Source organism: Serratia sp. 14-2641 (genome assembly GCF_001692375.1).
Classification (GTDB): Bacteria; Pseudomonadota; Gammaproteobacteria; order Enterobacterales; family Enterobacteriaceae; genus Chania; species Chania fonticola_C.
This window is the reverse complement of the sequence record NZ_LXKR01000029.1, coordinates 58,314-81,537: the sequence shown is the minus strand read 5'-3', so window position 1 is coordinate 81,537 and position 23,224 is coordinate 58,314. Positions and strand designations below refer to the sequence as shown.

Here is a 23,224-nt window from a genome sequence, read left to right as displayed (position 1 = left end):
GATCGACCTGAGAAATAGGTCGATCATCATGGGTAAAGGATGTTAAAAAGTGTTCACCATGTCCTTGAACACCTGTCTACCATGTCCCCGGTCTGTACACTCCCACAGGGAGAGGGAGCCGTACGGAGCGGAAATCAGGTACGGCAAACAATCGTAGCACGCTCTCAATCACTCGAACATTTTGTGCTCTCCTTGGAAAAATTCACAGACCCGTTTTTCACCTTGCTATAACATCCTTTTTTACCCGCTCAGGAAAAGAAACGATGAAAACGCAGGTTCGTCTTGCTCTGATTGGTGATTACCGCAGCGAAGCCGTTGCCCACCAAGCCATCCCCGTCGCTCTCCAACTTACCGCTTCACACCTGAATCTTGATATCCAATCCCAATGGCTCCCAACAGAAACGTTGAGCGATGTCTCTGCCCTACAGGGTTACGATGCTATCTGGGTAGTCCCTGGCAGCCCCTATCGCAACGATGACGGGGTCTTTATGACGATCCGCCATGCTCGCGAGCAGAACATCCCCTTTCTAGGGTCTTGCGGTGGGTTTCAATATGCGGTGGTGGAATATGCGCGCAATGTGATGGGGTGGCACGATGCTGGTCACGCGGAGACCGATAGCGGGGGCCGCTTGGTGATCGCACCGCTGAGTTGTTCACTGGTTGAGAAAACCGGCACCATCCTGTTTCAGCCAAATTCACTGATCGCCCGCGCCTATGGCAAGCTGGAGACTCACGAAGGCTATCACTGTAACTTTGGTGTTAACCCTGAATTTGTGGCGGATTTGCAGCAACACCCACTGATCATCAGTGGGCATGACATTGAAGGCGATGTCCGCTCGGTGGAGCTGCCAGGGCACCGTTTTTATGCCGCTACCCTATTCCAGTCAGAACGCGCAGCGTTACGTGGGGAGCTTTCTCCACTGATTGTGGCCCTGATCCAGGCCGCTCGTTAAGCCTTGCCGGGGGCTAGCCCAGCCCCTAATTACCACATTAACCGGCCAATCAAGGGTGCCCCGATCACGGTGATAATCCCCGCTAACATCATCACCAGGCTAGACACCACACCTTCCTGCTGGCCTATCTCATAGGCTCTGGCGGTACCGGCACCGTGGGAAGACGCACCAAACCCCGCCCCTTTCGCCAGACCGCTGCGCACCGAGAGGCGCAGGAACAGAATATCGCCTACCGCCATCCCAAACACGCCAGTGATCACCACAAACAGTGCCACCAAGTCAGGTTGGCCGCCCATCTGTTTCGCCGCTTCCAGCGCGAACGGTGTAGTGATGGAACGCACCGCCAAGCTGCGCTGCACCTCATCAGGCAACGTCAACCAACGGGCCAACCACACCGAGCTGTAAACGGCTACCACCACCGCGGTAAATACCCCGGCGCTGAGAGAAAGCCAATGGCGGCGAATAATATGCAGGTTTTCATATACCGGCACGGCAAAGGCGATAGTTGCCGGGCCAAGCAACCACAGGAGCCAGTGCGTTTCGCCGATATAGCTCTGATACGAGATATGCGTCACCACCAGCAATAGCACCAATACCATCGGCGTCAGCACCAACGGCATCAACAGCAGGCTACGGCGGCGGCGGTAGAGCCTTTTATTGGCAAAGTAGAGTACCAATGTCACCACCAGGCAGGTGATGCTGAGGATCACGTCATTCATTACGCATTTTCCGCCGTTGCAGCCAGATCTCGAAACGATAAACGCGATCCACCACCAGCCCGGTCGCTCCCAGCGTCAGCATGGTGCTGATGGCAATCACCAGAAAAATCTTCCAGCCCTCCACCATCAACAGTTGGGCATAGTTCACCACCGCCACCACCGCTGGTACAAAAAACAGCAGCATTTCGGCCAGTAGCCAACGCGACCCCGCTTTTACCCAGTTGAGCGGCAAAATGCGCAGCAGGATCAGCGCCAGCAGCATCAACATGCCCACGATGTTGGCGGGCAAAGGCAGATGAAACTGTTGCACCAGCCGATCGGCAAGCAGGAATAACAAGGCATACAGCACCACTTGAATAGGTACCTGTAAGCGAGTCAGCAAAGCAGGCGCAGCACGGCGTAACGCCAGAGACATGAAAGCAACCTCAGAAAAAATCAAGGCTTACAGTATACGCAGCCGGGAAACCCTGCCTGAAATGAATTAAAATCATCAACATCATGCCGTAAGGGAATAGTTTCCCAGCGGCACCGCCTTCAGGAGAGCCCAAAGTGGATGTCCGCACCCTGCGTTATTTTGTGGAAGTGGTCCGCCAGCAAAGTTTCACCCGCGCGGCTGAGAAACTGTTTGTTACCCAACCCACCATCAGCAAGATGTTGCGCCATCTGGAAGATGAGTTGGAGTGCACACTGCTGGTGCGCGAAGGGCGCAAGCTGCACCTCACCGACAGCGGACAAGCGGTTTATCAGCGCGGCCTGGCGATCCTGGATGAGTTCCGCCAGTTGGAGGCCGAACTGGAGGACATCAGCTCGGTGAAAAAGGGGGTGCTGCGGCTGGGTATTCCACCGATGGTCGGCAGACAGATCGCCGGTTTGATCCGTCAGTTCCGCCAGACCTATCCGGGTATCGAACTGAAGATCTCCGAACTGGGCGGCCTTTCGGTTGAACAGGCGGTGTTAACCGGAGAGTTGGACCTGGCGATGACGATACTGCCCGCAGTATCTGACCAGCCGTTGACCTTTTTGCCCCTGCTAAGCCACCCGATGTGTGTAGTTGTGCCCAAGACGGCACACTGGCTCAACCGCACCAGCATCGCGATCAATGAGTTGGCCGAGTGGCCAATCCTGATTTATAACGAAGACTTCACGCTGTATAAAATGCTGATGGCAGCTTTTCAGCAGGCGGGCTTCGAACCCAAGATTGCCGTACGCAGCGGCCAGTGGGATTTTCTGGCAGCGATGGTGCAGGCCGGCGTGGGAATTGCCACCTTACCAGAGCCAGTCTGCCAATGGCTGGATAAAGAAAACCTGATCTGGCTGCCGCTGGAGCCACGAATGGAGTGGCAAGTGGGGCTGATCTGGCGCCAGGGCAGCTACCTTTCCCACAGCGCCCAGGCCTGGATTGCCTGCTGCCGGGAGTATTGGTCATAGGCGCATAAGATGAGGGGGGATTAGCTTTTACTGACAACCCAGGGTCCCCCTATCATTCCATAACGGCAGCAAATTCACGTCATAATCCCCTGCTATACTTCGGCTAATGCTCACCAAAAATCACTAAAAAACCGCTGATTTACTCTTCCGGCCAACGAAAGAGACAGCATGCCCCTTTATTCAGCCGGATGGAAAAGATATGCAGCGGAAATCCCTCCAGAGTATCGCGCCTGGCCTGATGAACCTGCTCGCTTACGAGCGTAGCTGGTTGAAACCTGATATCCGAGCTGGCCTCTCGGTGGCGGCAGTGGCATTACCGGTGGCGATTGCCTACGCCGAGTTGGCTGGCGTGAGCGCCATCGTCGGGCTTTACTCCTGTATTCTACCGATGATCGCCTACGCCATTTTTGGCTCATCGCGTCAGCTTATCGTCGGGCCTGATGCAGCCACCTGCGCGGTCATCGCCGCAGTAGTCACTCCGCTAGCGGCTGGCCATACCGAACTGCACTGGCAATTGACCATCGTGATGACCCTGATGATGGGAACCTGGTGCCTGATTGCCAGCCGCTTCAAGCTGGGTGCCATTGCAGATCTGCTGTCACGCCCGATCCTCAATGGGTTGCTCAACGGCGTGGCGCTTACGATTATCGTCAATCAGATCAGCAAGATATTCGGGTTTGCCTCGCCCTCCAGCGAGCTGATTGAACGCATTTACGCACTGCCGGTTAACTTACTCAACAGCCATTGGCCCACGGTGCTTATGTCACTGCTGACGCTGCTGATCCTGCTTGGCGTCCACTATGCCCGGCCTAACTGGCCCGCCCCGCTGTTCGCCGTGGTGCTGACGACGGCGTTGACCTGGGCGGCGAATTTGCCACGCTTTGGCATTGATACGGTTGGGGGCTATACCGGTGGCGGTTTGCCCATGGTGTCATGGCCTGATTTTAAACCCGGGCTGCTGCGCGATCTGGTGATCCCGGCACTCAACCTGGCCGTAGTCAGCTTTGTCAGCATGATGCTGACCACCAGGAGCTTTGCGGCAAAAAATGGCTACGAAGTTGACGCCGACAGTGAGTTTCGTGCGCTGGGGCTGGTGAATATCGTCTCCGGGCTTTCACAGGGATTCGCCATCAGCGGTGCCAACTCCCGTACCGCCGTTAACGATGCCAACGGCGGCAAAAGCCAGCTGGTCTCGGTGATTGCCGCGCTGGCGATCGCTTTGGTCGTGGCATTTTTTAGCGAGCCGCTGCAGTTTATCCCCATATCGGTACTCGGCGTGGTGCTGATTTACGCCTCTTGGTCGCTGCTGGATATGCGCAGCATTTTCCGGCTGCGCAAACGCAATCGCCCCGCGTTCTATCTGGCGCTGTTTACTTTCTTGAGCGTGCTGCTGGTAGGGATCATTCCCGGCATTGGGCTGGCGGTGCTGCTGGGTCTGTTGCAGTTTCTACAGACGGTTTTCCGGCCCACCGAGCAGCTACTGGGGGTCAATGCAGACGGTATGATCCATTCGCTGGGTAAGAGCAACGGCGTCCAGCCGGTCGATGGCGTGCTTATGTACCGCTTTAATTCGCCGTTGACCTACTTTAACGTCGCCTATTTCAAGCGGCGGATCACCAATCTGGTAGATGGATCGCAGGACCAGCCACGTTGGGTGGTGATTGACGCGGTGGCCAGCTTCACCCATGCGGATATCAGCGTGCTCGCGGCCGTCGAAGAATTGAAGCGGGATCTGCAACTGCGGGGGATCGGCCTGGTACTTGCAGGCCGCCGTACAGAGCTGACACGTTGGTTTCGCCTGGATCGCTCCGGCAGCAAGGAGAATAAACTGATCCTGGTTCCCGACCTGTATCTGGCGTTAAAGCTGATCCAAAGCAAGGAGAGTAAAGCGCAAGGGGAACGAGATGCCGAAGCCTTGGCGGAGTAAGATAGGGGCCGCATAGCGGCCCCCGTAAAGATGTGGTTAGCCTTCTCGCTCAACCAGCAAGGCTTCCAGCAGATCGAGATCGTGCAGCAGTTTTTGCAGCGTCTCGTTGCTGATTTTTTGCGTGGCGCGCAGGTGATAAAGCTCACCACGCTCCGCCCGCAAGGCGGTCAAACGGAAACGCCGCTCGAGGTTTTCCAGCGCCAGCGCATTTTCGATATCATCTTTACTGGCAATACGCCGCCGCAACATTCCGGTCACCCTGGAACTGACCTCTTTGAGCACCTGCGGATCGAGGTTTTCCTCGGTGTCTGCCACCAGCCGTTCTTCCATCTTGTTGATGCTCTCAATCGCCACCTCGGCAGCCATGGCAATCGCCATGCGCTCTTCGGTCTTGCTGGCGCTCTTGTCTGCGACATGCACCCCGCGCAGCAATAACGGCAACGCCAGTACGCCAACGATCAGTGACAGCAAGATCACCCCGGCGGCGATAAACACCAGCTGATAGCGCGCCGGGAAGGCGGTGCCATCGCTAAGTAACAGCGGGATAGAGAGCACACCGGCCAGCGTAATCGCCCCACGTACGCCAGCGAAAGAAGCGACCCACAACTCACGTATGCTGTAATCGCCAAACTGTAGAGGGCGCTTTTTCATAAAGCGATTGCTGGCCTTTTTCATCACCCACAGCCAGCTGAAACGCAGCACCAGCAGCGCGGCGTAGATAATCGCCACATCGGTGAACAGATACCAGGTCTCGATAGTGGGATCCAGTTCAGCCTGCACAATCGAGGTTTCCAGGATCCCCGGCAGTTGCAGCCCCAACATGATGAACACCATGCCGTTGAACACGAACTCCAGCATCGCCCAGACGCTGTTAGCACGCAAACGCATGGCCAGTGGTGCGTTACGGATCACGCCAGACTGGCTGATGGTCATCCCCGCCGCGACGGCAGCCAGAATGCCGGACACGCCGATATGTTCGGCAATCAGATAGGAGGCAAAAGGCAACAGCAGCAGCAACACAATCTGCGTGGCCGGATCGTCTCCGCTCCAACGGCTCATCACGCGCAGCGATTTACTGTAGGTCCAGGTCACCGCCACACCGGCGAGCAAACCACCGATCGCCACCTTCAGAAACTCCATGGAGGCACCACCGACGGTGAACACCATGGTGCCCATCGCCACCGCGATGGCAAATTTTAACGATACCAGGCCGGAAGCGTCATTCATCAACGCCTCGCCTTCCAGCACACTCATGATGCTTCTGGGAATGCGCCCTTTGCCAACAATACCACCCAGTGCAACGGCATCGGTAGGTGACAACACCGCCGCCAGCGCAAACGCAGCAACCAACGGAATACCCGGTACCATCATGTAAATGAGGTACCCAACGCCGACAACGGTGATCAACACCAGCACCAATGCCAGCCCCAGTATTTCACGCCCGTGGTGCAGGAATTCGCGTGTCGGTGTTTTCCAACCATCGGCAAACAGCAATGGCGGAATAAACAGCACTAAAAACAGTTCAGGGTCAAAATCAACGTGCAGCCCGAAATTCGGCCAGGCTAACAGGGCCCCAATGGCAATTTGCATCAAGGGTAACGGGATCTGGAACGGCAACATGCGTGTTACCACCCCAGACAGGGAGACCACCAGGATCAAGATGAGGATTGTAAAAAATATTTCCATGCTTTCCTTAGACTCTTAAGTTCAGATCACCAAAGCGCGCGGGTAATAGTGTCCGAATAGTAGATCACTTTTTTTCTCAGTTATAAAGCTTGTTGTGCCTTTCAAAACACGTCGCAGCAAATAGGGAGAATAGTCTGAAGGAAATGAACAACGGGGCCGGAGGATGGCCCCGTAGAAGAAAAGCTTAAATTGCCCAACCACCCGCATAGAATGCCACCAGCGCAACCGCGATTAACACGGTACCGATGTTCAGCCTGCGCCATTCACCAGAGAACACGCGGCCAATCACCAGCGAGCTGAAGCCCAGCATGATGCCAGTCACGATGTTACAGGTCAGCACGATAAACACCGCGCACAGCAAACCGGCCATGGCGTCGACAAAGTCGTCGAAATCCAGCTTGGTGACGTTGCTCAACATCAGCAGGCCAACGTACATCAGCGCAGGAGCGGTGGCGTACACTGGCACCAGGTAGGACAGAGGCGACAGGAACAGGATCAGCAGGAACAACAGCCCGACCACGGTGGCCGTCAGACCGGTTTTACCGCCTGCCGCCGTACCTGCAGCAGATTCGATATAAACCGCGGCAGGTGCAGCCCCAACCAACCCGGAGAAGATGCTGCTCAGGGAGTCAGAAGTCAGCGCTTTGCCACCGTTAATGATCTGGCCATCTTTATCCAGCAGATTGGCCTGCCCAGCGACCGCACGGATGGTGCCCGTGGCGTCGAACACCGCAGTCATTACCAATGCCAATACGCTCGGCAGCACCACCGGTTGTAACGCCCCCATGATATCCAGGCTGAAGATCAGCGATTTACCATCTGGCCCCGCCAGGCTAGGCATGGCAAATAGCCCTTGATATTTCACCGCAGGATCAAAAATCAGACCGATAACCGAAATGGCAATAATGACCAGCAAGATACCGCCTGGCACACGCAGTTTTTCCAGGCCGAAGATCACCGCCAACCCGATTAACGTCATCACCACTGGAAACGAGGTAAATGCCCCCAGCGCGACCGGCAAGCCATCCAGCGGATTTTTCACCACCAGGCCGACACCGTTAGCCGCGATCAACAGCAGGAACAGGCCGATACCAATACCGGTGCCGTGCGCCACTCCCATTGGCAGGTTACGCAGGATCCAGGAACGGATACCGGTAATCGAGATGATGGTAAACAGGATCCCCATCAGGAATACCGCGCCCAGCGCCACGGGAATGCTGATCTGCTGACCTAGCACCAGGCTAAAGGCGGTGAACGCCGTCAGTGAAATGGCACAACCAATCGCCATCGGCAGGTTGGCCCACAGGCCCATCAGCAACGATCCCAACCCGGCAACCAGGCAGGTGGCAACGAATACCGCAGTCGGTGGGAAACCGGCTTTACCCAGCATGCTGGGAACCACGATCACCGAGTAGACCATCGCCAGGAAGGTGGTTAACCCTGCCACCACTTCCTGACGCACGTTGGTACCCCGTGCTGTAAGTTTAAAATACGCATCAAGCCCGCCTTTGGGTGTCACGGCGTTATTTGCTTGAGAATTCGACATGTTGCTGTCCCCTGTTTTTCATTGCTGCCAGCCTGGATGAAATGGCTTGTTATCCCACTGATGCATGGTCATTACGAAACCGTTTCCGTCACGTTCGCTTCCTTACCCTTCAGGAACGCGGCAACAGACGCCGTGTAAAAGGCAAACGTTTAACTCTCATCGCATGCAGCGGGTGATTTATGATGGTCTTATCCCCAAAAATCCCAAACGCTACCGGGTGGGATTTTCAAGGCAAACGATTATCTAGCCTTCTATGCCGTCTGATCAACTAAAGATCGCGACAATTTATGCAAAAACGTATTGGGATCGCTCATTGTTGAAGATGTGAGGTTTATCACATTACGACCTGAAGAGGAGAGATCGCCCCGACAGCTTGGGGCGGAAAAGATTATTGCGATTGCATCGCCTGCTCATCCATGTACATCAACTCCCAGATATGGCCATCCAAATCCTGGAAGCCATGGCCATACATAGCGCCGTAATCCTGTGGCTGATTATAGGTATTGCCGCCAGCGGCAATGGCTTTGCGTACCAACGCATCTACCGCAGCACGGCTGGGTTGCGACAGGCAAATCAGCACTTCCGTCGCTTTGTTGGCATCACTGACAGGATTGGGGGTAAATAGCTGGAATTTCTCGTGAGTCAGCAACATCACGTAAATACTCTCACTCACGACCATGCAGGCGGCAGTATCATCGGTAAACTGCGGGTTGAAGATAAACCCCAGTTGTCGGAAGAACTCGATAGAAGCGGGCAAATTGCTGACGGGCAGGTTAACAAAAATTTGCGTAGCCATGGGCTACCTCCTATGAAAGTGACCCTATCGAGTATAGTTCAAGCCTTCAACCCAGTACGCTAAACGGCCCACCCTGTTCCAGAGCCCGCTGATACGCAGGACGCGCGTGAATGCGTTGCAGATAGCCTTGCAGTTTCGGGCACCCGTCCAACCCGCCTCGCCCTGCTAACGCCTCCACCGGGAAACTCATCTGGATATCCGCAGCGCTGAATTCATTGCCTACAAACCAGGTGCTTTTATTCAGGTGTTGCTCCAGATAATCGCGATGCGTGGCAATCTGCTTATCCAGATACTCTTTCTGTACCCCTTTGCCGATCGCCCCGGCAACCGGGCGTATCACCCATGGGATTGGCGGGTGTCCTAAACGGCTAAACACCAGTTTCATTACCAGCAGCGGCATCAACGACCCTTCTGCATAGTGCAGCCAATAGCGATACTCCTGGCGAGCGTGGAAATCCGTGGGAGTGAACAACCCTTGTGCATCATAGGCCTCCTGCAAATATTCTATAATGGCGCCCGACTCCGCCAGCGTCAGATCGCCGTCTACTACTACCGGCGATTTGCCCAACGGGTGGATCTTTTTCAACTCGGGCGGTGCCAACATGGTGGTCTTATCACGTTGATAACGCAGAACCTGATAGGGAACACCGAGCTCCTCCAGGAACCACAAGATGCGCTGCGAACGCGAGTTATTCAGATGATGTACGATAATCATGATTTTTCTCCCTCAGCGGCCTGGAGCCGTTGCCACACCAATTCGCCAATCTGCACGCGGTTATCCAGCTGCAACGGTACGGTGCGTAATGTGAGTTTATCGTCAGTGAAACTGTAGAAGCGGATCTGCTGGCTACCCAGCCAGTTGGGGAAAGAACAGCCCTCGACCCGATGAATGACGCACTGTTTACCTTCATCAATCCGATAGCGGCCAAAGTAACAAAGCATATTCACAAAGGCAGGGCGGATCTCTCGATCGCAGCCCTGCGCCAAATCCTCCGAGGCAAACCTTGGCCGCGTTGCGCTATAGAGCTGCGCTGCCATGGTGCCGTTGGCCTCATAGTTGAGCCGCCCCAACACCTGCTCGCCCAAAGGGTGATGTATGGCCCCATCCTCCCCTTTGAATATGGAAGAAACCAGCGCCCAACTGCCAATAAACTGGTCTGCCATCATCACATCCCCCTCTTAAACGCCCTGGTTAAAAGGTAGTTGTGATTTCAACTATCGCCAATGATGCCTATGATTGAGTTTGATGATCTGCCCCCCAGCCTTATTCACTCACAAATAGGACAGAGAAAGCACCATCATCAGGACATAGGCAATGGTTAATTGCACACAGTTTCTTTTGATTATCTGGAACGGCGTCACCCCTACGAAGCCAGACACGGCGATAATAACGCCTGAAATTGGCGAAAAGCTCCGTCCTAAACTGGCTGAAAAATGCAACGGTACCAACATCTTAAACACCGAAATACCCGCACCTTTCGCCACTTCAGCACTAAGAGGAGCAAAGGCATTAAACACCGTCCCGGTCCCCATAATCACTGAGCCACAGAAAATCAGCAAACTAAACAGAACGACGATGACCGTGGCATAGTGACCCTCATTAGGAATAAAGCCAAACAGCGTATCAATAAAGCCAATTTTTATAATCCCCGCCACCAAAACCTGAGCACAAAGCAGAATAGAGACCACGGTAATAAAAGACTGCCCCATCTGATCGAATAGCCCAAGCACCTTATCGGTTGATTTCTTGAGGTCGAAGGTTCTGATTGAATCAATCAGGAAAGCAATAAAGAACGATAAAATAATCGCCGAAACCACATCAATTTTAATTTGCAAATAAGAGGGGAGATACTCCTCCACCAGACTGGAGAAAACGAAGAGAATGATCATTGGAACGACAGGCAGCAGAGCATAGTACGTCGGAACATGCTTGGAAATGTCAGCGTCCTTGGCATGATTTTCGTTATCATCTTCATTTACAGCTTCTTTTCTGTCCCAGTATGCCTGCATCACCATATGAGATATCCCGATGACAACGAAGAGGATGGCAACAATAGGAACCTGCTTATCCACAAAGAATGAAAACAGGTCATATCCAGTGAGTTCGGAAATCAGCACGCTCCCGGTAGCGGATGGCCCATAGTCAATACATATGCCAGAGGCAATCACTGAGGCTACAGCCGCTTTTGAACATCCAATAGAACGTAAAACCGGATATAGCGTTGTGAGCATCAAGAGAGCCAACCCTGAAGGGCTTGAAATAAACAAGGCTAAAACCTGCATCAGGATATAACAACAGCCTAAAAGTACGTACTTCGCATTGATTCTCTTGAGGGGCTTAATACAAACCCCGACCAGTTTTGCCGACGCGCCAATATCGTTCATGTATCTTGAAAAGCCGGCAATAACCATAATAATCAAGCCAAGCTTGGAAATACTATCGGAAAAAAGCACTTTTATTTCAACGAAAATATCAATGAATTTGGAACCAGACGCTGCCTTGGTAATACTGACATCAGGAAAGGCAATGACCGTTGCTATCAAGAGAATAATGCCCCCGGTTAAAATCACAGCTTGAGCATAGTATTTCTTTGCGATGCCAGCGCAAACCAACACAATCACCAGAAAGGTGATAGCAAGAATAAAGGGCTTGTCACCGAACAGGTGCTTCAACGCGCCCAGCGCTATTAACCCCATGATAATAAACAACATCGTTTTAGCTTGATTCAACATTACCCTTTGCATGATGACTCACCTTTGCATGAAGTAGCACCCGACAACTATCATTACCTTTATGATATGATCACATGACAAATAAAACATGTGATAACGATCTCAAAAGCAATAAAACGCAATAAAACGGCAGTTACCGGTTGACTACGCTGCTTTTTCACACCAATAATCAAAAAAGGAATACATACATAACCAAAATGTAATGAGAGGTATGTTATGAATACGGGTATGTTCGAATCATGCATCACAGGTCACTGGTTCAATCCCCAAGCTGTTGAACTGTGGTCTGATGTTAAAACTATACAAGCATGGCTAGATGTCGAAGCGGCTCTTGCTCAAGCACAGGCAAAACTGGGGATCATCCCCGAAGAGTGTGCGCAAAAAATTACTCAATCCGCTAACGCAGATTTGCTGAACATTGACGCTATCAAGCAAGGGATCCGGGAAACTTGCCACCCGTTCGTACCTGTCTTAAGAGAGTTTGAACGTGTCTGTGGCAAACAAGCTGCAGGCTATATTCACTGGGGGGCCACGACTCAAAACATCTTTGATACGGCTGCGTCTTTACAGCTTCGTGCCAGCCATAAGCTCATCACCGGTTATCTGGAAAAGGCATTGCTCTCTTTTTCCGCACTGGCTTTAAAATCAAAGAGCTACACCCAGGCGGGAAGAACTCATGGGCAGCACGCCCTGCCAATCACTTTTGGCTTTAAGGTCGCGTCATGGTTTGCTGAACTTCAGCGCATCAAAAGCAGGCTCTCCAATGCCACGTCAGAGGCTTTTACTGTCAGCCTGGGAGGGGCTGTAGGAACCTTCTCCGCCATGGAAGGCAAAGGTCGGGAGATTCAAGAGGGCATGGCTGCCTTACTTAATCTGACATCCAACACGATCCCGGTACGCACCTCCAGCGACTCACAAACACATTACGTCGCCATTCTTGGGCAATTGGCGAGCTTTACTGAAAAGGTCGCTCAGGAAATCATTTTCTTGCAGAGAACGGAACTGGCCGAACTGGAAGAAAGTTTCCATCATGGCAAAGTTGGCAGCTCCACGATGGCCCAGAAGCGTAACCCGCAAAATGCGCAAAACCTGGTTGGCCTATCACAATTGCTACGCGCTCGTGTTCCCCTATCATACATGGCGATGATCAAAATGAATGAAGGTGACGCTGCGGAAAGTAATGTGATGGATGTCACGCTTCCCGAAGTGGCTATTCTGGCAGTCTCGATCAGTGAAAATCTGTTTAAACTGATCGATGGATTACAGGTTTATCCGGAAAAAATGCTGGAAAACATCAAGCTGACCAAAGGCCTTATTCTCTCAGAATCTATCATGATGGCTCTTGCCAAAGATATTGGCCGTGCCGAAGCACACCATATATTGTACGAAGCCGCCATGGAGTCGGTGTTAACTGGCGCAGCGTTTTCCGATTGCATTCGTGCTCAACTCATCAAGGAAGATGTCGTTGCAACAATAGATATCGATAAATTACTTGATGAGGCAAGCTATATCGGGGAAGCCGAGAGCTGTGTTGATTTTGTCTTGCAAAATGTAAAAAGATAAACAGCGCTTTACCCATGCTGCCACAGGTCTATCCGAAGGGCTCATTTATATATCAATGAGCTCTTTCTTCATTTTGACAAATGTTGTATAGACTGCAAATGATCAGTCACATACTCTACGTAATCACTGCAGTAGGGGTTTAAGATATTGGGCAGATAGAAAAAGGCCATTTCATCGTAAATCTCCACATCAATGTCTTTGACAATGATGTTATCGTTGAACTGATGGATGACTGGGAAATTTGGCACCAAACATAACCCCAGATTTTCATTGACAAAATTCAGGGCCACCAGCGAATCCGACACCTCTGCTATAACGTTGGTTTCCACACCAGAACCACTGAATGCTTTCATAATTTTGGAAAACAAAATATTCCTTGTGGTATACATGATAATATTTCTGAAATTAAAATCTGAAAGCACCAGCTTTTCTTTCTTTGCCAACTCATGATTTTTGTGCATCATACACACAATTTTGGATTTAAATATTGGCTCTATCGTTAATTCTGCCAGGTTGTTATTTATATCCGCATTTGCCAGTGCAATATCGGCCCGCCCTTCTCTGAGCAAATTCATCATATCGACAGAATTCACCACGCTAAATGAGACTTTGACATTACTTCTTTCTTTAGCATAGCGAGCTGTCAGGGGGGCGAGATAGGAATACGCAATGGTTGGGGTCGTGATCACTTTTAACGTCTTGCTGGACTTACTGGCCCAATTGTTATCATCTATTCTCTCGAGGGAGTTAAAGATATTAACAATTTCCTCATAGAAAAACAGAGCATCTTTGGTGGGGTTCAGGCGCCCTTTCTCACGGGTAAATAGTGTCTTACCCAACTTTTCTTCAATACTGGCCACCGCCTTACTGACTGCGGGTTGGCTTATTCCAAGGGACTCAGCAGCCTGGGTCGCAGAACCTTTTTCAATAATAGCCTTGATAATTTCAAAATCTCTCAAAGAGGCCGATCTTATCGATAGATTATTCTTCATGCCTGCTTCCCGATACATAGCTTAACGTTAGTGGGCTGACCTAACTGGTTGGTCATTGTAACAAGGAAAATGAGTAAAACTGAAGAAGAAACAAGCCTCAGCGCCTGTTCGCCTAAAGGATAATGTGTTGCCCCCCTCCCCTTTAGATACCCAATAAATCGTGCCGCCTTCATGATAGACACTTCTCAAGTGGCCAGTTAGCAGATAGCTACCCTTTCAACTTTCGCCCCCTCTCAATGATTCAGTTTATTTGATGTAGATACTCAAAACTATCCGATTTTCCATTCCCGCCAAGTGGCCTATCATTCAACACATCGAGAGACAACAGCCTCTCACCTAACAAAACCCCTGAGGATTGAATCATGAAAAGCATCAAAATTTTTGCTACTGCTGTACTGTTAACTTCCGCTTCTTTCGCCAGCATTGCCGCTGACCAGCTCACCAGCCAACCTGCTGCCGACGCACAAAAAATCGGTGTGGTTTCCGTAAGCGGTGCCAGCAACCTGAGCGCTCTGGAAGCCGAACTGGCAAGCAAAGCCGCCGCATCCGGTGCCAACTCTTACCGCATCGTGTCCGCCGGTGGCCAGAACAAGCTGTACGGCACCGCAGAAATCTTTAACTAATCGTCAGATTATGAGCCCCGCAAGGGGCTTTTCGCGTTTTAACCGGTAGTAAAAACCGGAACAACCAGACTACTCTATAATGTAACCCATCCCCGCCAGCCAACCGGCACATGGCCCATTTTGGCAATCCCCTGCCTGCGTTTTCCCAGATACTGCAGTTGCTATTTATCACCATCACAACTTTTGGAGAGATATCATGTCGGTAACCCAACTTCTGTCAGGCCGAGTGGCTTTTGTCCAAGGTGGTTCACGCGGTATCGGTGCAGCCATCGTTAAGCGCTTGGCACGTGAAGGCGCAACCGTCGCTTTCACCTACGTTTCATCCTCCGATAAAGCCAATGAGGTGGTTGAAGCTATTACGACCGCTGGCGGTCAAGCCATTGCCATCCGTGCAGACAGTGCCGACGCTGAGGCTCTGCAACTGGCGATACGCCAGACGGTAAACAGCTTCGGCAAGCTGGATATTCTGGTGAACAACGCGGGCGTGCTGGCAATGGGTAGTCTGGCGGAATTGTCGTTAGCAGATCTGGATCGCACGCTGGCCGTTAACGTCCGCAGCGTATTTGTTGCCAGCCAGGAGGCAGCACGCCATATGAACGACAACGGTCGCATTATCAATATCGGCAGCACCAACGCCGAGCGCATGCCGTTTGCCGGTGGGGCGATCTACGCCATGAGCAAGTCGGCGCTGGTTGGTTTAACCAAGGGCATGGCTCGCGATCTGGGCTCGCGCGGCATTACCGTCAATAACGTCCAGCCCGGCCCGGTAGATACCGATATGAACCCGGCAGATGGCGATTTTGCCGAACAGTTGAAACCGATGATGGCCGTTGGCCGTTATGGTAAGGATGAAGAGATTGCCAGCTTTGTGGCTTATCTGGCGGGGCCAGAGGCGGGATATATCACCGGTGCCAGCCTAACGATTGACGGTGGCTTCTCGGCGTAATGCCTTCTAAAGTAAAAAAGCCCCAAAAAGGGGCTTTTCGTTTTGAACCTGAAGACAATCAGAACGGAATATCGTCGTCAAAGTCCATTGGCGGTTCGTTGCTGGCTGCTGGTGCGCTGTTTTGCGCTGGGCGAGCCTGCTGCTGTTGACCACCGCTGAACTGGTTGCCACCCTGTGGCTGCTGAGGTTGACCCCAACCGCCCTGCTGGCCACCCGCTGGAGCGCCGCCGCCTGCTGGAGCACCACCACCTTGGCGGCCACCCAACATCTGCATGGTGCCACCCACGTTGACCACGATTTCGGTGGTGTATTTTTCTACGCCCGCCTGATCGGTCCATTTACGGGTCTGCAATGCACCCTCGATGTAAACCTGGGAACCTTTACGCAGGTATTCACCCGCCACTTCTGCCAGCTTGCCGAACAACACCACGCGGTGCCATTCCGTTTTTTCTTTCTGCTCGCCAGTAGCCTTGTCACGCCAGCTTTCGGAGGTCGCCAGGGTAATGTTGGCAACTGCGCCGCCATTAGGCATGTAACGGACCTCAGGGTCTTGACCCAGATTCCCGACCAAAATTACTTTGTTTACGCCTCTGCTGGCCATGTTCGATCTCCCGATGAGTCATTTAAGTGGATTCAGACCACATTTTGGATAGTCTAAACCACAAATTGTAGCATGCCACCTGCTTAGATTATACCTGCGAAGTGCCTTCCAAAAATGTCTCTGCGAACGACCTTGTTGCATTCGTATACTGGATATTCATTCAGGTTTTTTTGTGCCATAATTATGCGTTTCGTACTGGCCGAGCCGTTTTTTTGCGCAACAGATCACATAATCGCCCACAAAAAACGCAGACAGGCGCGGTGTATCATCAAGACGGGAAGTGTAAATGGACAATATCGAAGTTCGTGGTGCTCGAACCCACAATCTCAAAAACATCAACCTGATTATCCCGCGCGACAAGCTGATCGTCGTTACCGGTCTATCAGGTTCCGGCAAGTCCTCACTGGCTTTTGATACACTGTATGCCGAGGGGCAGCGGCGCTACGTTGAATCGCTCTCTGCCTACGCTCGCCAGTTTCTTTCGCTGATGGAAAAACCGGACGTCGACCATATTGAAGGTCTGTCCCCGGCGATCTCCATCGAGCAAAAATCGACCTCGCATAACCCGCGCTCCACGGTCGGGACCATTACCGAGATCCACGATTACCTGCGCCTGCTGTTTGCCCGCGTCGGCGAACCGCGTTGCCCGGATCACCACGTTCCGTTGGCGGCACAAACCGTCAGCCAGATGGTGGATAACGTGCTCAACCAGCCGGAAGGCAAACGCCTTATGCTGTTGGCACCGGTGGTGAAAGATCGTAAGGGCGAACACACCAAAACGCTGGAAAACCTGGCAACCCAGGGCTATATCCGCGCGCGCATCGACGGTGAAGTGTGCGATCTCTCCGATCCGCCAAAGCTGGAGCTGCAAAAGAAACACACCATTGAAGTAGTGGTGGATCGTTTCAAAGTGCGTGACGATCTGGCACAGCGTTTGGCCGAGTCGTTTGAAACCGCATTGGAACTGTCCGGCGGTACCGCCGTCGTCGCCGATATGGATGACGAAAAAGCCGATGAACTGCTGTTCTCCGCCAACTTTGCTTGCCCCATCTGCGGCTACAGCATGCGCGAGCTGGAACCCCGGCTGTTCTCGTTCAACAACCCAGCCGGCGCCTGCCCAACCTGTGACGGACTGGGCGTGCAGCAGTTCTTCGATCCTGAACGTGTGGTACAGAACCCCGAGCTTTCTCTGGCCGGTGGCGCTATCCGCGGTTGGGACCGTCGTAACTTCTATTATTTCCAGATGCTGCGCTCGCTGGCGGAGCACTATAGCTTTGATGTAGAAGCCCCGTTCAGCAGCCTGGATGCCAACGTGCAGAAAGCGGTACTGAGCGGTTCGGGCAAAGAGTCGATCGAATTCAAATACATCAACGATCGCGGTGACACCACCGTGCGCCGCCATCCGTTTGAAGGCGTGCTGCATAATATGGAGCGTCGCTACAAAGAGACCGAATCCAGCGCGGTGCGCGAAGAGCTGGCCAAATTTATCAGCAACCGTCCTTGCGCCTCATGCCGTGGCACACGCCTGCGTGAAGAAGCCCGTAACGTGTTCGTGGAAGATACTACGCTGCCGGAGATCTCTGAGCTCAGCATCGGCCATGCCATGACCTTCTTCCAGAATATGAAACTGAGCGGTCAACGTGCCCAGATCGCCGAGAAGGTGTTGAAAGAGATCGGCGATCGTCTGAAGTTCCTGGTTAACGTCGGGCTGAACTACCTTTCACTGTCACGCTCTGCGGAAACGCTGTCCGGTGGTGAAGCCCAGCGTATTCGCCTGGCAAGCCAGATCGGTGCTGGCCTGGTAGGCGTGATGTACGTGCTGGATGAGCCTTCCATTGGCCTGCACCAGCGCGATAACGAACGCCTGCTGGAAACCCTGATCCACCTGCGTAATCTGGGCAACACGGTGATCGTGGTAGAGCACGACGAAGACGCGATCCGCGCGGCCGACCACGTGATCGATATCGGCCCTGGTGCCGGTGTTCACGGCGGCCAGGTGGTAGCGGAAGGTACCGTCGATGACATCATGGCCCAACCGGATTCACTGACCGGCCAGTTCCTTAGCGGCAAGCGCTCAATCGCCATTCCGGCCGAACGCGTGCCCGCCGATCCGACCAAGGTGCTGAAACTCAGCGGCGCACGCGGCAACAACCTGAAAGACGTGACGCTCACGCTGCCTGTCGGGCTGTTTACCTGCATTACCGGCGTTTCCGGTTCCGGCAAGTCAACGCTGATCAACGATACGCTGTTCCCGATCGCCCAACGCCAGCTCAACGGTGCAACCATTGCCGAAGCGGCTCCTTACCGCGAAGTGACCGGTCTGGAACATTTCGACAAGGTGATCGATATCGATCAGAGCCCAATTGGCCGTACGCCACGCTCTAACCCGGCCACCTATACCGGGATCTTCACCCCGGTGCGTGAACTGTTTGCCGGGGTACCTGAATCCCGTACCCGTGGCTATACGCCGGGCCGTTTCAGCTTTAACGTCAAGGGCGGCCGCTGCGAAGCCTGCCAGGGCGATGGCGTGATCAAGGTAGAGATGCACTTCCTGCCGGATATCTACGTGCCTTGCGATCAGTGCAAAGGCAAACGCTATAACCGCGAAACGTTGGAAGTGAAGTACAAGGGTAAAAACATCCACGAGGTGCTGGAAATGACCATTGAGGAAGCCCGTGACTTCTTCGATGCCGTACCCGCCTTGGCGCGTAAGCTGCAAACGTTGATGGAGGTTGGGCTTTCCTATATCCGTCTCGGGCAGTCGGCCACCACCCTTTCCGGTGGTGAAGCGCAGCGTGTGAAACTGGCGCGTGAGCTGTCGAAACGGGGCACTGGCCAGACGCTGTATATTCTTGATGAACCCACCACCGGCCTGCACTTCGCCGATATCCAGCAGTTGCTGGCGGTGCTGCATCAGTTACGCGATCAGGGCAACACCATCGTGGTGATTGAACACAACCTGGACGTCATCAAAACGGCGGACTGGATCGTCGATCTGGGGCCGGAAGGCGGCAGCGGCGGCGGTGAGATCCTGGTGTCCGGCACGCCGGAAACCGTGGCCAACTGTAAAGAGTCCCATACCGCGCGATTCCTGAAACCGATGTTGCAGAGATAAAACCGTGGCCAACATGCCGAACCCCCAAGCTCGGCGTGTTGGCCGTTATTACGGCGCAACCTGGGGACAGCAATAAGTTTCCACCTTAGAAGGGCGGGAGCGGATTTGGGGTTTTAACTGTCACACGGATAGGTAAAACGCTTAACGTGCCGACTCAGTGGCCAAATCACACTCACCGCCAAAACTCGGCATTATTTATCTGAGGCTAACATCTTCTCATATCGGCCAGGTTATCCCCCCCATGCCTGCACCTGTTTCAATTCAAATTCGGCTTCGGCTAATTTTCTCTGTCGTTTAGCAATTTTGCTCGGCTTGCCTTTGAGCTGTGCTTCATACAGCTCTTGTTTTCTTTTTTCTACTTTTCGTTGCTTCTTGGCAATTTGATACTGGCGATCAAATTCAAACGGCTGAGCGGCTGGCGCATAATCGTATCTATTATAACGACCTTGATAACTACCGTGGCAGTAGGTCTGCACATTGGCCAAGGCCCGATTAAGCCCCTCAACACGATGGACATTGCCATAACGCGTCGCGTAATCAAGCTGCTCTCGCAGTTTTTGTTCTTTTATTGCACAATTTGGCGAAGCTAATGATAACGAGGAATAAACGAGCAGCGGCAGTACCAAAAATATTGAATGATGCAGTTTCATAGTTAAATTTCCTTTTAGCAGGTTCCCCCTAGGGATCCCTTATCCTTATTTGCCTTTAAGCAGATTAATATAGACGCATTAATAACACAGTCATAATTTAGATTCCAATGAGAACTCTCTTAATTAACTGCGCCGTACTATTGCAAATAAATTATCAACCTATTTTCATCAGTCTTTAAATTATTACCAATTAATATAAAATAATCCAATCAGCGGAATTAACCACAAAAAAAACCTTGCCAATCCTGTTTCTCAGAACTAAATAACGCAGTAAACAACATTGACCTACAAAATAAAATTTCCCCATAGATATCGGGGTACGTAGTCCTCTTGGCCTGTCGCCACTCTTGAGCCAACAGGCCTGGCCACCTATAAATTCAAATGCGCAGCTCTTGGCGCACCTGATCGGGCAACCCTTCCAGCACCAACCGATATGAGCTGTCTATCAAGTGATAAAACTGCGAGTTGGGCAGGTTGCCATCCAGAAATACTGCGTTCCAATGGGCTTTATTCAGATGTTCGCAGGGGACGATTTCCGGATGCTGCTCACGCAGGCTTTCCGCCAGTTCCGGGCTGCTTTTGATCGCCAACGCCGGGCGACCCTGCACTTCACACACCATAGCGAACATGACATCACCCACCTTGATCTGGCTGGCCTGCCATTGGTTTTGATCGCTTTGGTGTGCGCCAGGTTTCGCCATGCAGTATTCCAGCAGTGCTGAGTTATTCATTGGGTTATTCCCCGAAAGACACAATGCGGCGCGAACCACTGTGAGTATGCTGTTGCCAGCCAGATACCCTGCCAGTCAGCTAGAGAACCGCGCCTGGTCGCTGAAAGCAAGGCTTTATGGCGCATACGAAAAGTCTGAGCGCCCTCAGTCAGTATATTCTTTATCCCGTTGGCGGCAACCGCCAGCACCCAGAAACAACAAGGGGCGATATCGCTATCGCCCCTAAAATCACTGCATTCAGGCCGTTACTGCACCGCAGCAAAGGCCTCGGCCACTTGACGAACGTTATTGTGGTTAAGACCCGCCACACACATACGACCGCTGTGGATCAGATAGACACCGAACTCTTCACGCAGCCGATCAACCTGAGCCGCGCTGAAGCCGGTGTAGCTGAACATTCCGCGCTGCTCGAGCAGGTAATCGAAGTTACGCTGCGGCAATGCCCCTTTGAGCGTTTCGACCAGCGCTTTACGCATCTCCAGAATACGGCTGCGCATGGACTCCACTTCGGCCAGCCATTGCGCTTTCAGCTGCGCATCGTTCAGCACTTTTGCCACCACCTGCGCACCGAAGTTCGGTGGGCTGGAGTAGTTACGGCGCACGGTCGCTTTCAACTGCCCCAGCACGCGTTCAGCAGCTTCACTGCTTTCACACACCACAGAAAGCCCACCCACGCGCTCACCGTACAGCGAGAAGATCTTCGAGAATGAGTTGCTCACCAGGCACGGCAAACCGGCAGCTGCGATGGCGCGAATGGCGTAGGCATCCTGATCCATTCCGCCGCCAAAGCCTTGATAGGCGATGTCGAGGAACGGGATCAGTTCACGTTCGGCGATCACTTTAACCACCTGATCCCACTGGGCATTGGTAAGATCGGAACCGGTCGGGTTATGGCAGCAAGGATGCAGCAGCGCAATGCTCTTGGCTGGCAACTGTTGCAGCGTGCTCAGCATGGCATCAAATTTCACCCCCAGCTTTTCACCGTCGAAATAGGGGTAAGTATTCACTTTGAAACCAGCACCACCAAAGATGGCTACGTGGTTTTCCCAAGTCGGATCGCTGACCCAAACCTGAGAATCCGGGAAATAACTTTTCAGGAAGTCGGCCCCGACTTTCAACGCACCAGAGCCGCCCACGGTTTGAATGGTGGCGATACGCCCCTGTTGCAGCATGGGATGTTCGGCACCAAACAACAGCTGTTGGATTGCGCTACGGTAAGGCTGTAGGCCTTCCATCGGCAGGTAGACCGAGGCTCCCTGTTCAACGCTGTTAAGTTGGGCTTCAGCAGCGGCAACGGCCTTCATCTGTGGGATGATGCCTTGCTCGTTGTAGTAAAGGCCAATACTCAGGTTCACCTTGTGCGCACGGGGATCTTTTTTGAATTTTTCCATCAGCGACAGGATCGGGTCACCTGCATAGGCTTCAACATTCTGGAACACGGGTTGGTTCTCCTGATTTTGGTTGTTCGGACACTGTCTAGGCCCTGCACCCTCCACCTTGATTAGGGCTTTTGGGTCTGCGACAGCACCACGGTCAATTGAGGGACACAGCCTACTATAGCCACAAATTGGCGTTGGGTTTTAGCTTTATCTCGCCACCGGAAGCAAACCGTTTTCTTTGATCCGTTCCAGCACCACCGCCGTTTTGATATGTCCGACGCTTTTATGGCGGGAAAGCGTCTGGCTGATAAACTCACTTAACGTGGGCAGATCTGCTACCGCTACTTTCAGCAGGTAGTCGGCATCGCCGGTGGTTTTATAAACGTCAACAATTGCGTCCACTTCTGCCAGCATCTGATGGAAACTGTCGATCAGCTCTTGGGTATGGGTCAGCAGGCTTACCTCTATCAGCCCCACCAGCCCCAATCCCACCGCCTCCGGTGCCAGCCGGGCATGATACCCTTTGATCAACTGGGCCTGTTCCAGGCTGATACGGCGGCGCGAGCATTGCGAGGCCGAAAGCCCGACCAGTTCGCTCAGTTCCTGATTGGTCAGACGACCATTGGCCTGTAACAGCGTCAGGATTTTCATATCAAAATCGTCAATGTTGTACATAGCCACCTGTAAAATGTGTTAATAAATGTTGACGCTACAGACTAGCAGCTTTTTTAGCCTTGCAACCATCGGTGCTGGCGGGTTGTGAGAGACATAGCAGCAAAGCCAGCTTCCTTGCTCAGAAATGGCATAAAAAACGGCCAAATTACGCAAACCAACAA

21 protein-coding genes are annotated in these 23,224 nt (G+C 52.7%); 7 read left to right on the top strand and 14 right to left on the bottom strand.

The genetic code is table 11. The features are described from left to right. The first annotated feature begins 263 nt into the window (after positions 1 to 263). Positions 264 to 953, top strand: coding sequence for a CTP synthase (locus A6U95_RS13530; RefSeq protein WP_065684863.1), 690 nt, complete (start codon positions 264 to 266; stop codon positions 951 to 953). A 29-nt stretch (positions 954 to 982) separates the two neighbouring features. On the opposite strand, the gene A6U95_RS13525 is transcribed toward A6U95_RS13530, so the two are convergent. Further along, on the bottom strand, positions 983 to 1,672 hold the full coding sequence (locus A6U95_RS13525; protein ID WP_065684862.1) for an LrgB family protein: 690 nt from the start codon (positions 1,670 to 1,672) through the stop codon (positions 983 to 985). Beyond that, complete coding sequence (locus tag A6U95_RS13520) at positions 1,665 to 2,087, bottom strand: CidA/LrgA family protein (RefSeq protein WP_065684861.1); 423 nt, start codon at positions 2,085 to 2,087, stop codon at positions 1,665 to 1,667. The genes A6U95_RS13525 and A6U95_RS13520 overlap by 8 nt, the downstream gene beginning before the upstream one ends. 134 nt (positions 2,088 to 2,221) lie before the next feature. Here A6U95_RS13520 and A6U95_RS13515 point away from each other — a divergent pair, with 134 nt between their 5' ends. Together A6U95_RS13515 and A6U95_RS13510 are read left to right on the top strand one after the other, a co-directional pair. Then, positions 2,222 to 3,100, top strand: a complete 879-nt coding sequence (locus A6U95_RS13515; protein ID WP_059199017.1) for a LysR family transcriptional regulator — start codon at positions 2,222 to 2,224, stop codon at positions 3,098 to 3,100. Between the two features lie 199 nt (positions 3,101 to 3,299). Next, positions 3,300 to 5,027: a SulP family inorganic anion transporter gene (locus A6U95_RS13510; RefSeq protein WP_065684860.1), complete on the top strand. Its 1,728-nt coding sequence runs from the start codon at positions 3,300 to 3,302 to the stop codon at positions 5,025 to 5,027. 36 nt (positions 5,028 to 5,063) lie between these two features. On the opposite strand, the gene A6U95_RS13505 is transcribed toward A6U95_RS13510, so the two are convergent. The 6 genes from A6U95_RS13505 to dcuC form a co-directional block, all read right to left on the bottom strand. Further along, the gene (locus tag A6U95_RS13505) at positions 5,064 to 6,713 is read right to left on the bottom strand and encodes a Na+/H+ antiporter (protein ID WP_024483960.1); all 1,650 of its coding nucleotides are present in this window, start codon (positions 6,711 to 6,713) and stop codon (positions 5,064 to 5,066) included. Between the two features lie 184 nt (positions 6,714 to 6,897). After that, entirely contained in the window at positions 6,898 to 8,259 is a 1,362-nt protein-coding gene (locus A6U95_RS13500; RefSeq protein ID WP_039995975.1) for an NCS2 family permease, read from the bottom strand. Between the two features lie 388 nt (positions 8,260 to 8,647). After that, positions 8,648 to 9,055, bottom strand: a complete 408-nt coding sequence (locus A6U95_RS13495) for a VOC family protein (protein ID WP_065684859.1) — start codon at positions 9,053 to 9,055, stop codon at positions 8,648 to 8,650. A gap of 46 nt (positions 9,056 to 9,101) precedes the next feature. Then, complete coding sequence (locus tag A6U95_RS13490) at positions 9,102 to 9,770, bottom strand: glutathione S-transferase (RefSeq protein WP_065684858.1); 669 nt, start codon at positions 9,768 to 9,770, stop codon at positions 9,102 to 9,104. Further along, positions 9,767 to 10,222: a lipocalin-like domain-containing protein gene (locus A6U95_RS13485; RefSeq protein WP_065684857.1), complete on the bottom strand. Its 456-nt coding sequence runs from the start codon at positions 10,220 to 10,222 to the stop codon at positions 9,767 to 9,769. The genes A6U95_RS13490 and A6U95_RS13485 overlap by 4 nt, the downstream gene beginning before the upstream one ends. Before the next feature lie 105 nt (positions 10,223 to 10,327). Then, positions 10,328 to 11,800 (bottom strand): C4-dicarboxylate transporter DcuC, encoded by a 1,473-nt coding sequence (gene dcuC / locus A6U95_RS13480; protein ID WP_065684856.1) that lies wholly within the window; start codon positions 11,798 to 11,800, stop codon positions 10,328 to 10,330. A 204-nt stretch (positions 11,801 to 12,004) separates the two neighbouring features. Here dcuC and A6U95_RS13475 point away from each other — a divergent pair, with 204 nt between their 5' ends. Then, positions 12,005 to 13,351: an adenylosuccinate lyase family protein gene (locus A6U95_RS13475; protein ID WP_024527996.1), complete on the top strand. Its 1,347-nt coding sequence runs from the start codon at positions 12,005 to 12,007 to the stop codon at positions 13,349 to 13,351. A gap of 68 nt (positions 13,352 to 13,419) precedes the next feature. Here A6U95_RS13475 and A6U95_RS13470 read toward each other — a convergent pair whose 3' ends face one another. Next, positions 13,420 to 14,343 (bottom strand): LysR family transcriptional regulator, encoded by a 924-nt coding sequence (locus tag A6U95_RS13470; RefSeq protein ID WP_065684855.1) that lies wholly within the window; start codon positions 14,341 to 14,343, stop codon positions 13,420 to 13,422. A 362-nt stretch (positions 14,344 to 14,705) separates the two neighbouring features. Between A6U95_RS13470 and A6U95_RS13465 the strand changes: the two genes are divergently transcribed. Together A6U95_RS13465 and A6U95_RS13460 are read left to right on the top strand one after the other, a co-directional pair. After that, a complete protein-coding gene (locus tag A6U95_RS13465) occupies positions 14,706 to 14,966 on the top strand; it encodes a YdgH/BhsA/McbA-like domain containing protein (protein ID WP_065684854.1) in 261 nt (86 codons plus the stop codon). A 196-nt stretch (positions 14,967 to 15,162) separates the two neighbouring features. Then, positions 15,163 to 15,912 carry a 3-oxoacyl-ACP reductase family protein gene (locus A6U95_RS13460; protein WP_065684853.1) on the top strand — a complete coding sequence of 250 codons (750 nt, stop codon included), beginning with the start codon at positions 15,163 to 15,165 and terminating at the stop codon, positions 15,910 to 15,912. Between the two features lie 58 nt (positions 15,913 to 15,970). Here the strand turns inward: A6U95_RS13460 and ssb1 are convergent, their stop codons facing one another. Then, positions 15,971 to 16,513: a single-stranded DNA-binding protein SSB1 gene (gene ssb1 / locus A6U95_RS13455; RefSeq protein WP_024483970.1), complete on the bottom strand. Its 543-nt coding sequence runs from the start codon at positions 16,511 to 16,513 to the stop codon at positions 15,971 to 15,973. Between the two features lie 286 nt (positions 16,514 to 16,799). Here ssb1 and uvrA point away from each other — a divergent pair, with 286 nt between their 5' ends. Beyond that, a complete protein-coding gene (uvrA, locus tag A6U95_RS13450) occupies positions 16,800 to 19,628 on the top strand; it encodes an excinuclease ABC subunit UvrA (RefSeq protein WP_024528000.1) in 2,829 nt (942 codons plus the stop codon). Between the two features lie 230 nt (positions 19,629 to 19,858). Here the strand turns inward: uvrA and A6U95_RS13445 are convergent, their stop codons facing one another. The 4 genes from A6U95_RS13445 to A6U95_RS13430 form a co-directional block, all read right to left on the bottom strand. Beyond that, positions 19,859 to 20,278, bottom strand: coding sequence for a DUF1090 domain-containing protein (locus A6U95_RS13445; RefSeq protein ID WP_024528001.1), 420 nt, complete (start codon positions 20,276 to 20,278; stop codon positions 19,859 to 19,861). 377 nt (positions 20,279 to 20,655) lie between these two features. Then, complete coding sequence (locus A6U95_RS13440) at positions 20,656 to 21,009, bottom strand: MmcQ/YjbR family DNA-binding protein (protein ID WP_021180803.1); 354 nt, start codon at positions 21,007 to 21,009, stop codon at positions 20,656 to 20,658. A 245-nt stretch (positions 21,010 to 21,254) separates the two neighbouring features. Further along, positions 21,255 to 22,448 carry an amino acid aminotransferase gene (locus A6U95_RS13435; protein WP_024483973.1) on the bottom strand — a complete coding sequence of 398 codons (1,194 nt, stop codon included), beginning with the start codon at positions 22,446 to 22,448 and terminating at the stop codon, positions 21,255 to 21,257. A 147-nt stretch (positions 22,449 to 22,595) separates the two neighbouring features. Beyond that, a complete protein-coding gene (locus A6U95_RS13430) occupies positions 22,596 to 23,063 on the bottom strand; it encodes an Lrp/AsnC family transcriptional regulator (RefSeq protein ID WP_065684852.1) in 468 nt (155 codons plus the stop codon). Positions 23,064 to 23,224 lie beyond the last annotated feature (161 nt).

Excerpts from the sequence above, each read along its gene's own strand:
- A6U95_RS13430 (WP_065684852.1), bottom strand. The coding sequence starts at position 23,063 with ATGTACAACATTGACGATTTTGATATGAAAATCCTGACGCTGTTACAG.
- A6U95_RS13510 (WP_065684860.1), top strand. The coding sequence starts at position 3,300 with ATGCAGCGGAAATCCCTCCAGAGTATCGCGCCTGGCCTGATGAACCTG.
- A6U95_RS13525 (WP_065684862.1), bottom strand. The coding sequence starts at position 1,672 with ATGAATGACGTGATCCTCAGCATCACCTGCCTGGTGGTGACATTGGTA.
- ssb1 (WP_024483970.1), bottom strand. The coding sequence starts at position 16,513 with ATGGCCAGCAGAGGCGTAAACAAAGTAATTTTGGTCGGGAATCTGGGT.
- A6U95_RS13440 (WP_021180803.1), bottom strand. The coding sequence starts at position 21,009 with ATGAATAACTCAGCACTGCTGGAATACTGCATGGCGAAACCTGGCGCA.
- A6U95_RS13465 (WP_065684854.1), top strand. The coding sequence starts at position 14,706 with ATGAAAAGCATCAAAATTTTTGCTACTGCTGTACTGTTAACTTCCGCT.
- A6U95_RS13475 (WP_024527996.1), top strand. The coding sequence starts at position 12,005 with ATGAATACGGGTATGTTCGAATCATGCATCACAGGTCACTGGTTCAAT.
- A6U95_RS13520 (WP_065684861.1), bottom strand. The coding sequence starts at position 2,087 with ATGTCTCTGGCGTTACGCCGTGCTGCGCCTGCTTTGCTGACTCGCTTA.
- A6U95_RS13500 (WP_039995975.1), bottom strand. The coding sequence starts at position 8,259 with ATGTCGAATTCTCAAGCAAATAACGCCGTGACACCCAAAGGCGGGCTT.
- uvrA (WP_024528000.1), top strand. The coding sequence starts at position 16,800 with ATGGACAATATCGAAGTTCGTGGTGCTCGAACCCACAATCTCAAAAAC.
- A6U95_RS13460 (WP_065684853.1), top strand. The coding sequence starts at position 15,163 with ATGTCGGTAACCCAACTTCTGTCAGGCCGAGTGGCTTTTGTCCAAGGT.
- A6U95_RS13470 (WP_065684855.1), bottom strand. The coding sequence starts at position 14,343 with ATGAAGAATAATCTATCGATAAGATCGGCCTCTTTGAGAGATTTTGAA.
- dcuC (WP_065684856.1), bottom strand. The coding sequence starts at position 11,800 with ATGCAAAGGGTAATGTTGAATCAAGCTAAAACGATGTTGTTTATTATC.
- A6U95_RS13495 (WP_065684859.1), bottom strand. The coding sequence starts at position 9,055 with ATGGCTACGCAAATTTTTGTTAACCTGCCCGTCAGCAATTTGCCCGCT.
- A6U95_RS13445 (WP_024528001.1), bottom strand. The coding sequence starts at position 20,278 with ATGAAACTGCATCATTCAATATTTTTGGTACTGCCGCTGCTCGTTTAT.
- A6U95_RS13485 (WP_065684857.1), bottom strand. The coding sequence starts at position 10,222 with ATGATGGCAGACCAGTTTATTGGCAGTTGGGCGCTGGTTTCTTCCATA.
- A6U95_RS13530 (WP_065684863.1), top strand. The coding sequence starts at position 264 with ATGAAAACGCAGGTTCGTCTTGCTCTGATTGGTGATTACCGCAGCGAA.
- A6U95_RS13490 (WP_065684858.1), bottom strand. The coding sequence starts at position 9,770 with ATGATTATCGTACATCATCTGAATAACTCGCGTTCGCAGCGCATCTTG.
- A6U95_RS13505 (WP_024483960.1), bottom strand. The coding sequence starts at position 6,713 with ATGGAAATATTTTTTACAATCCTCATCTTGATCCTGGTGGTCTCCCTG.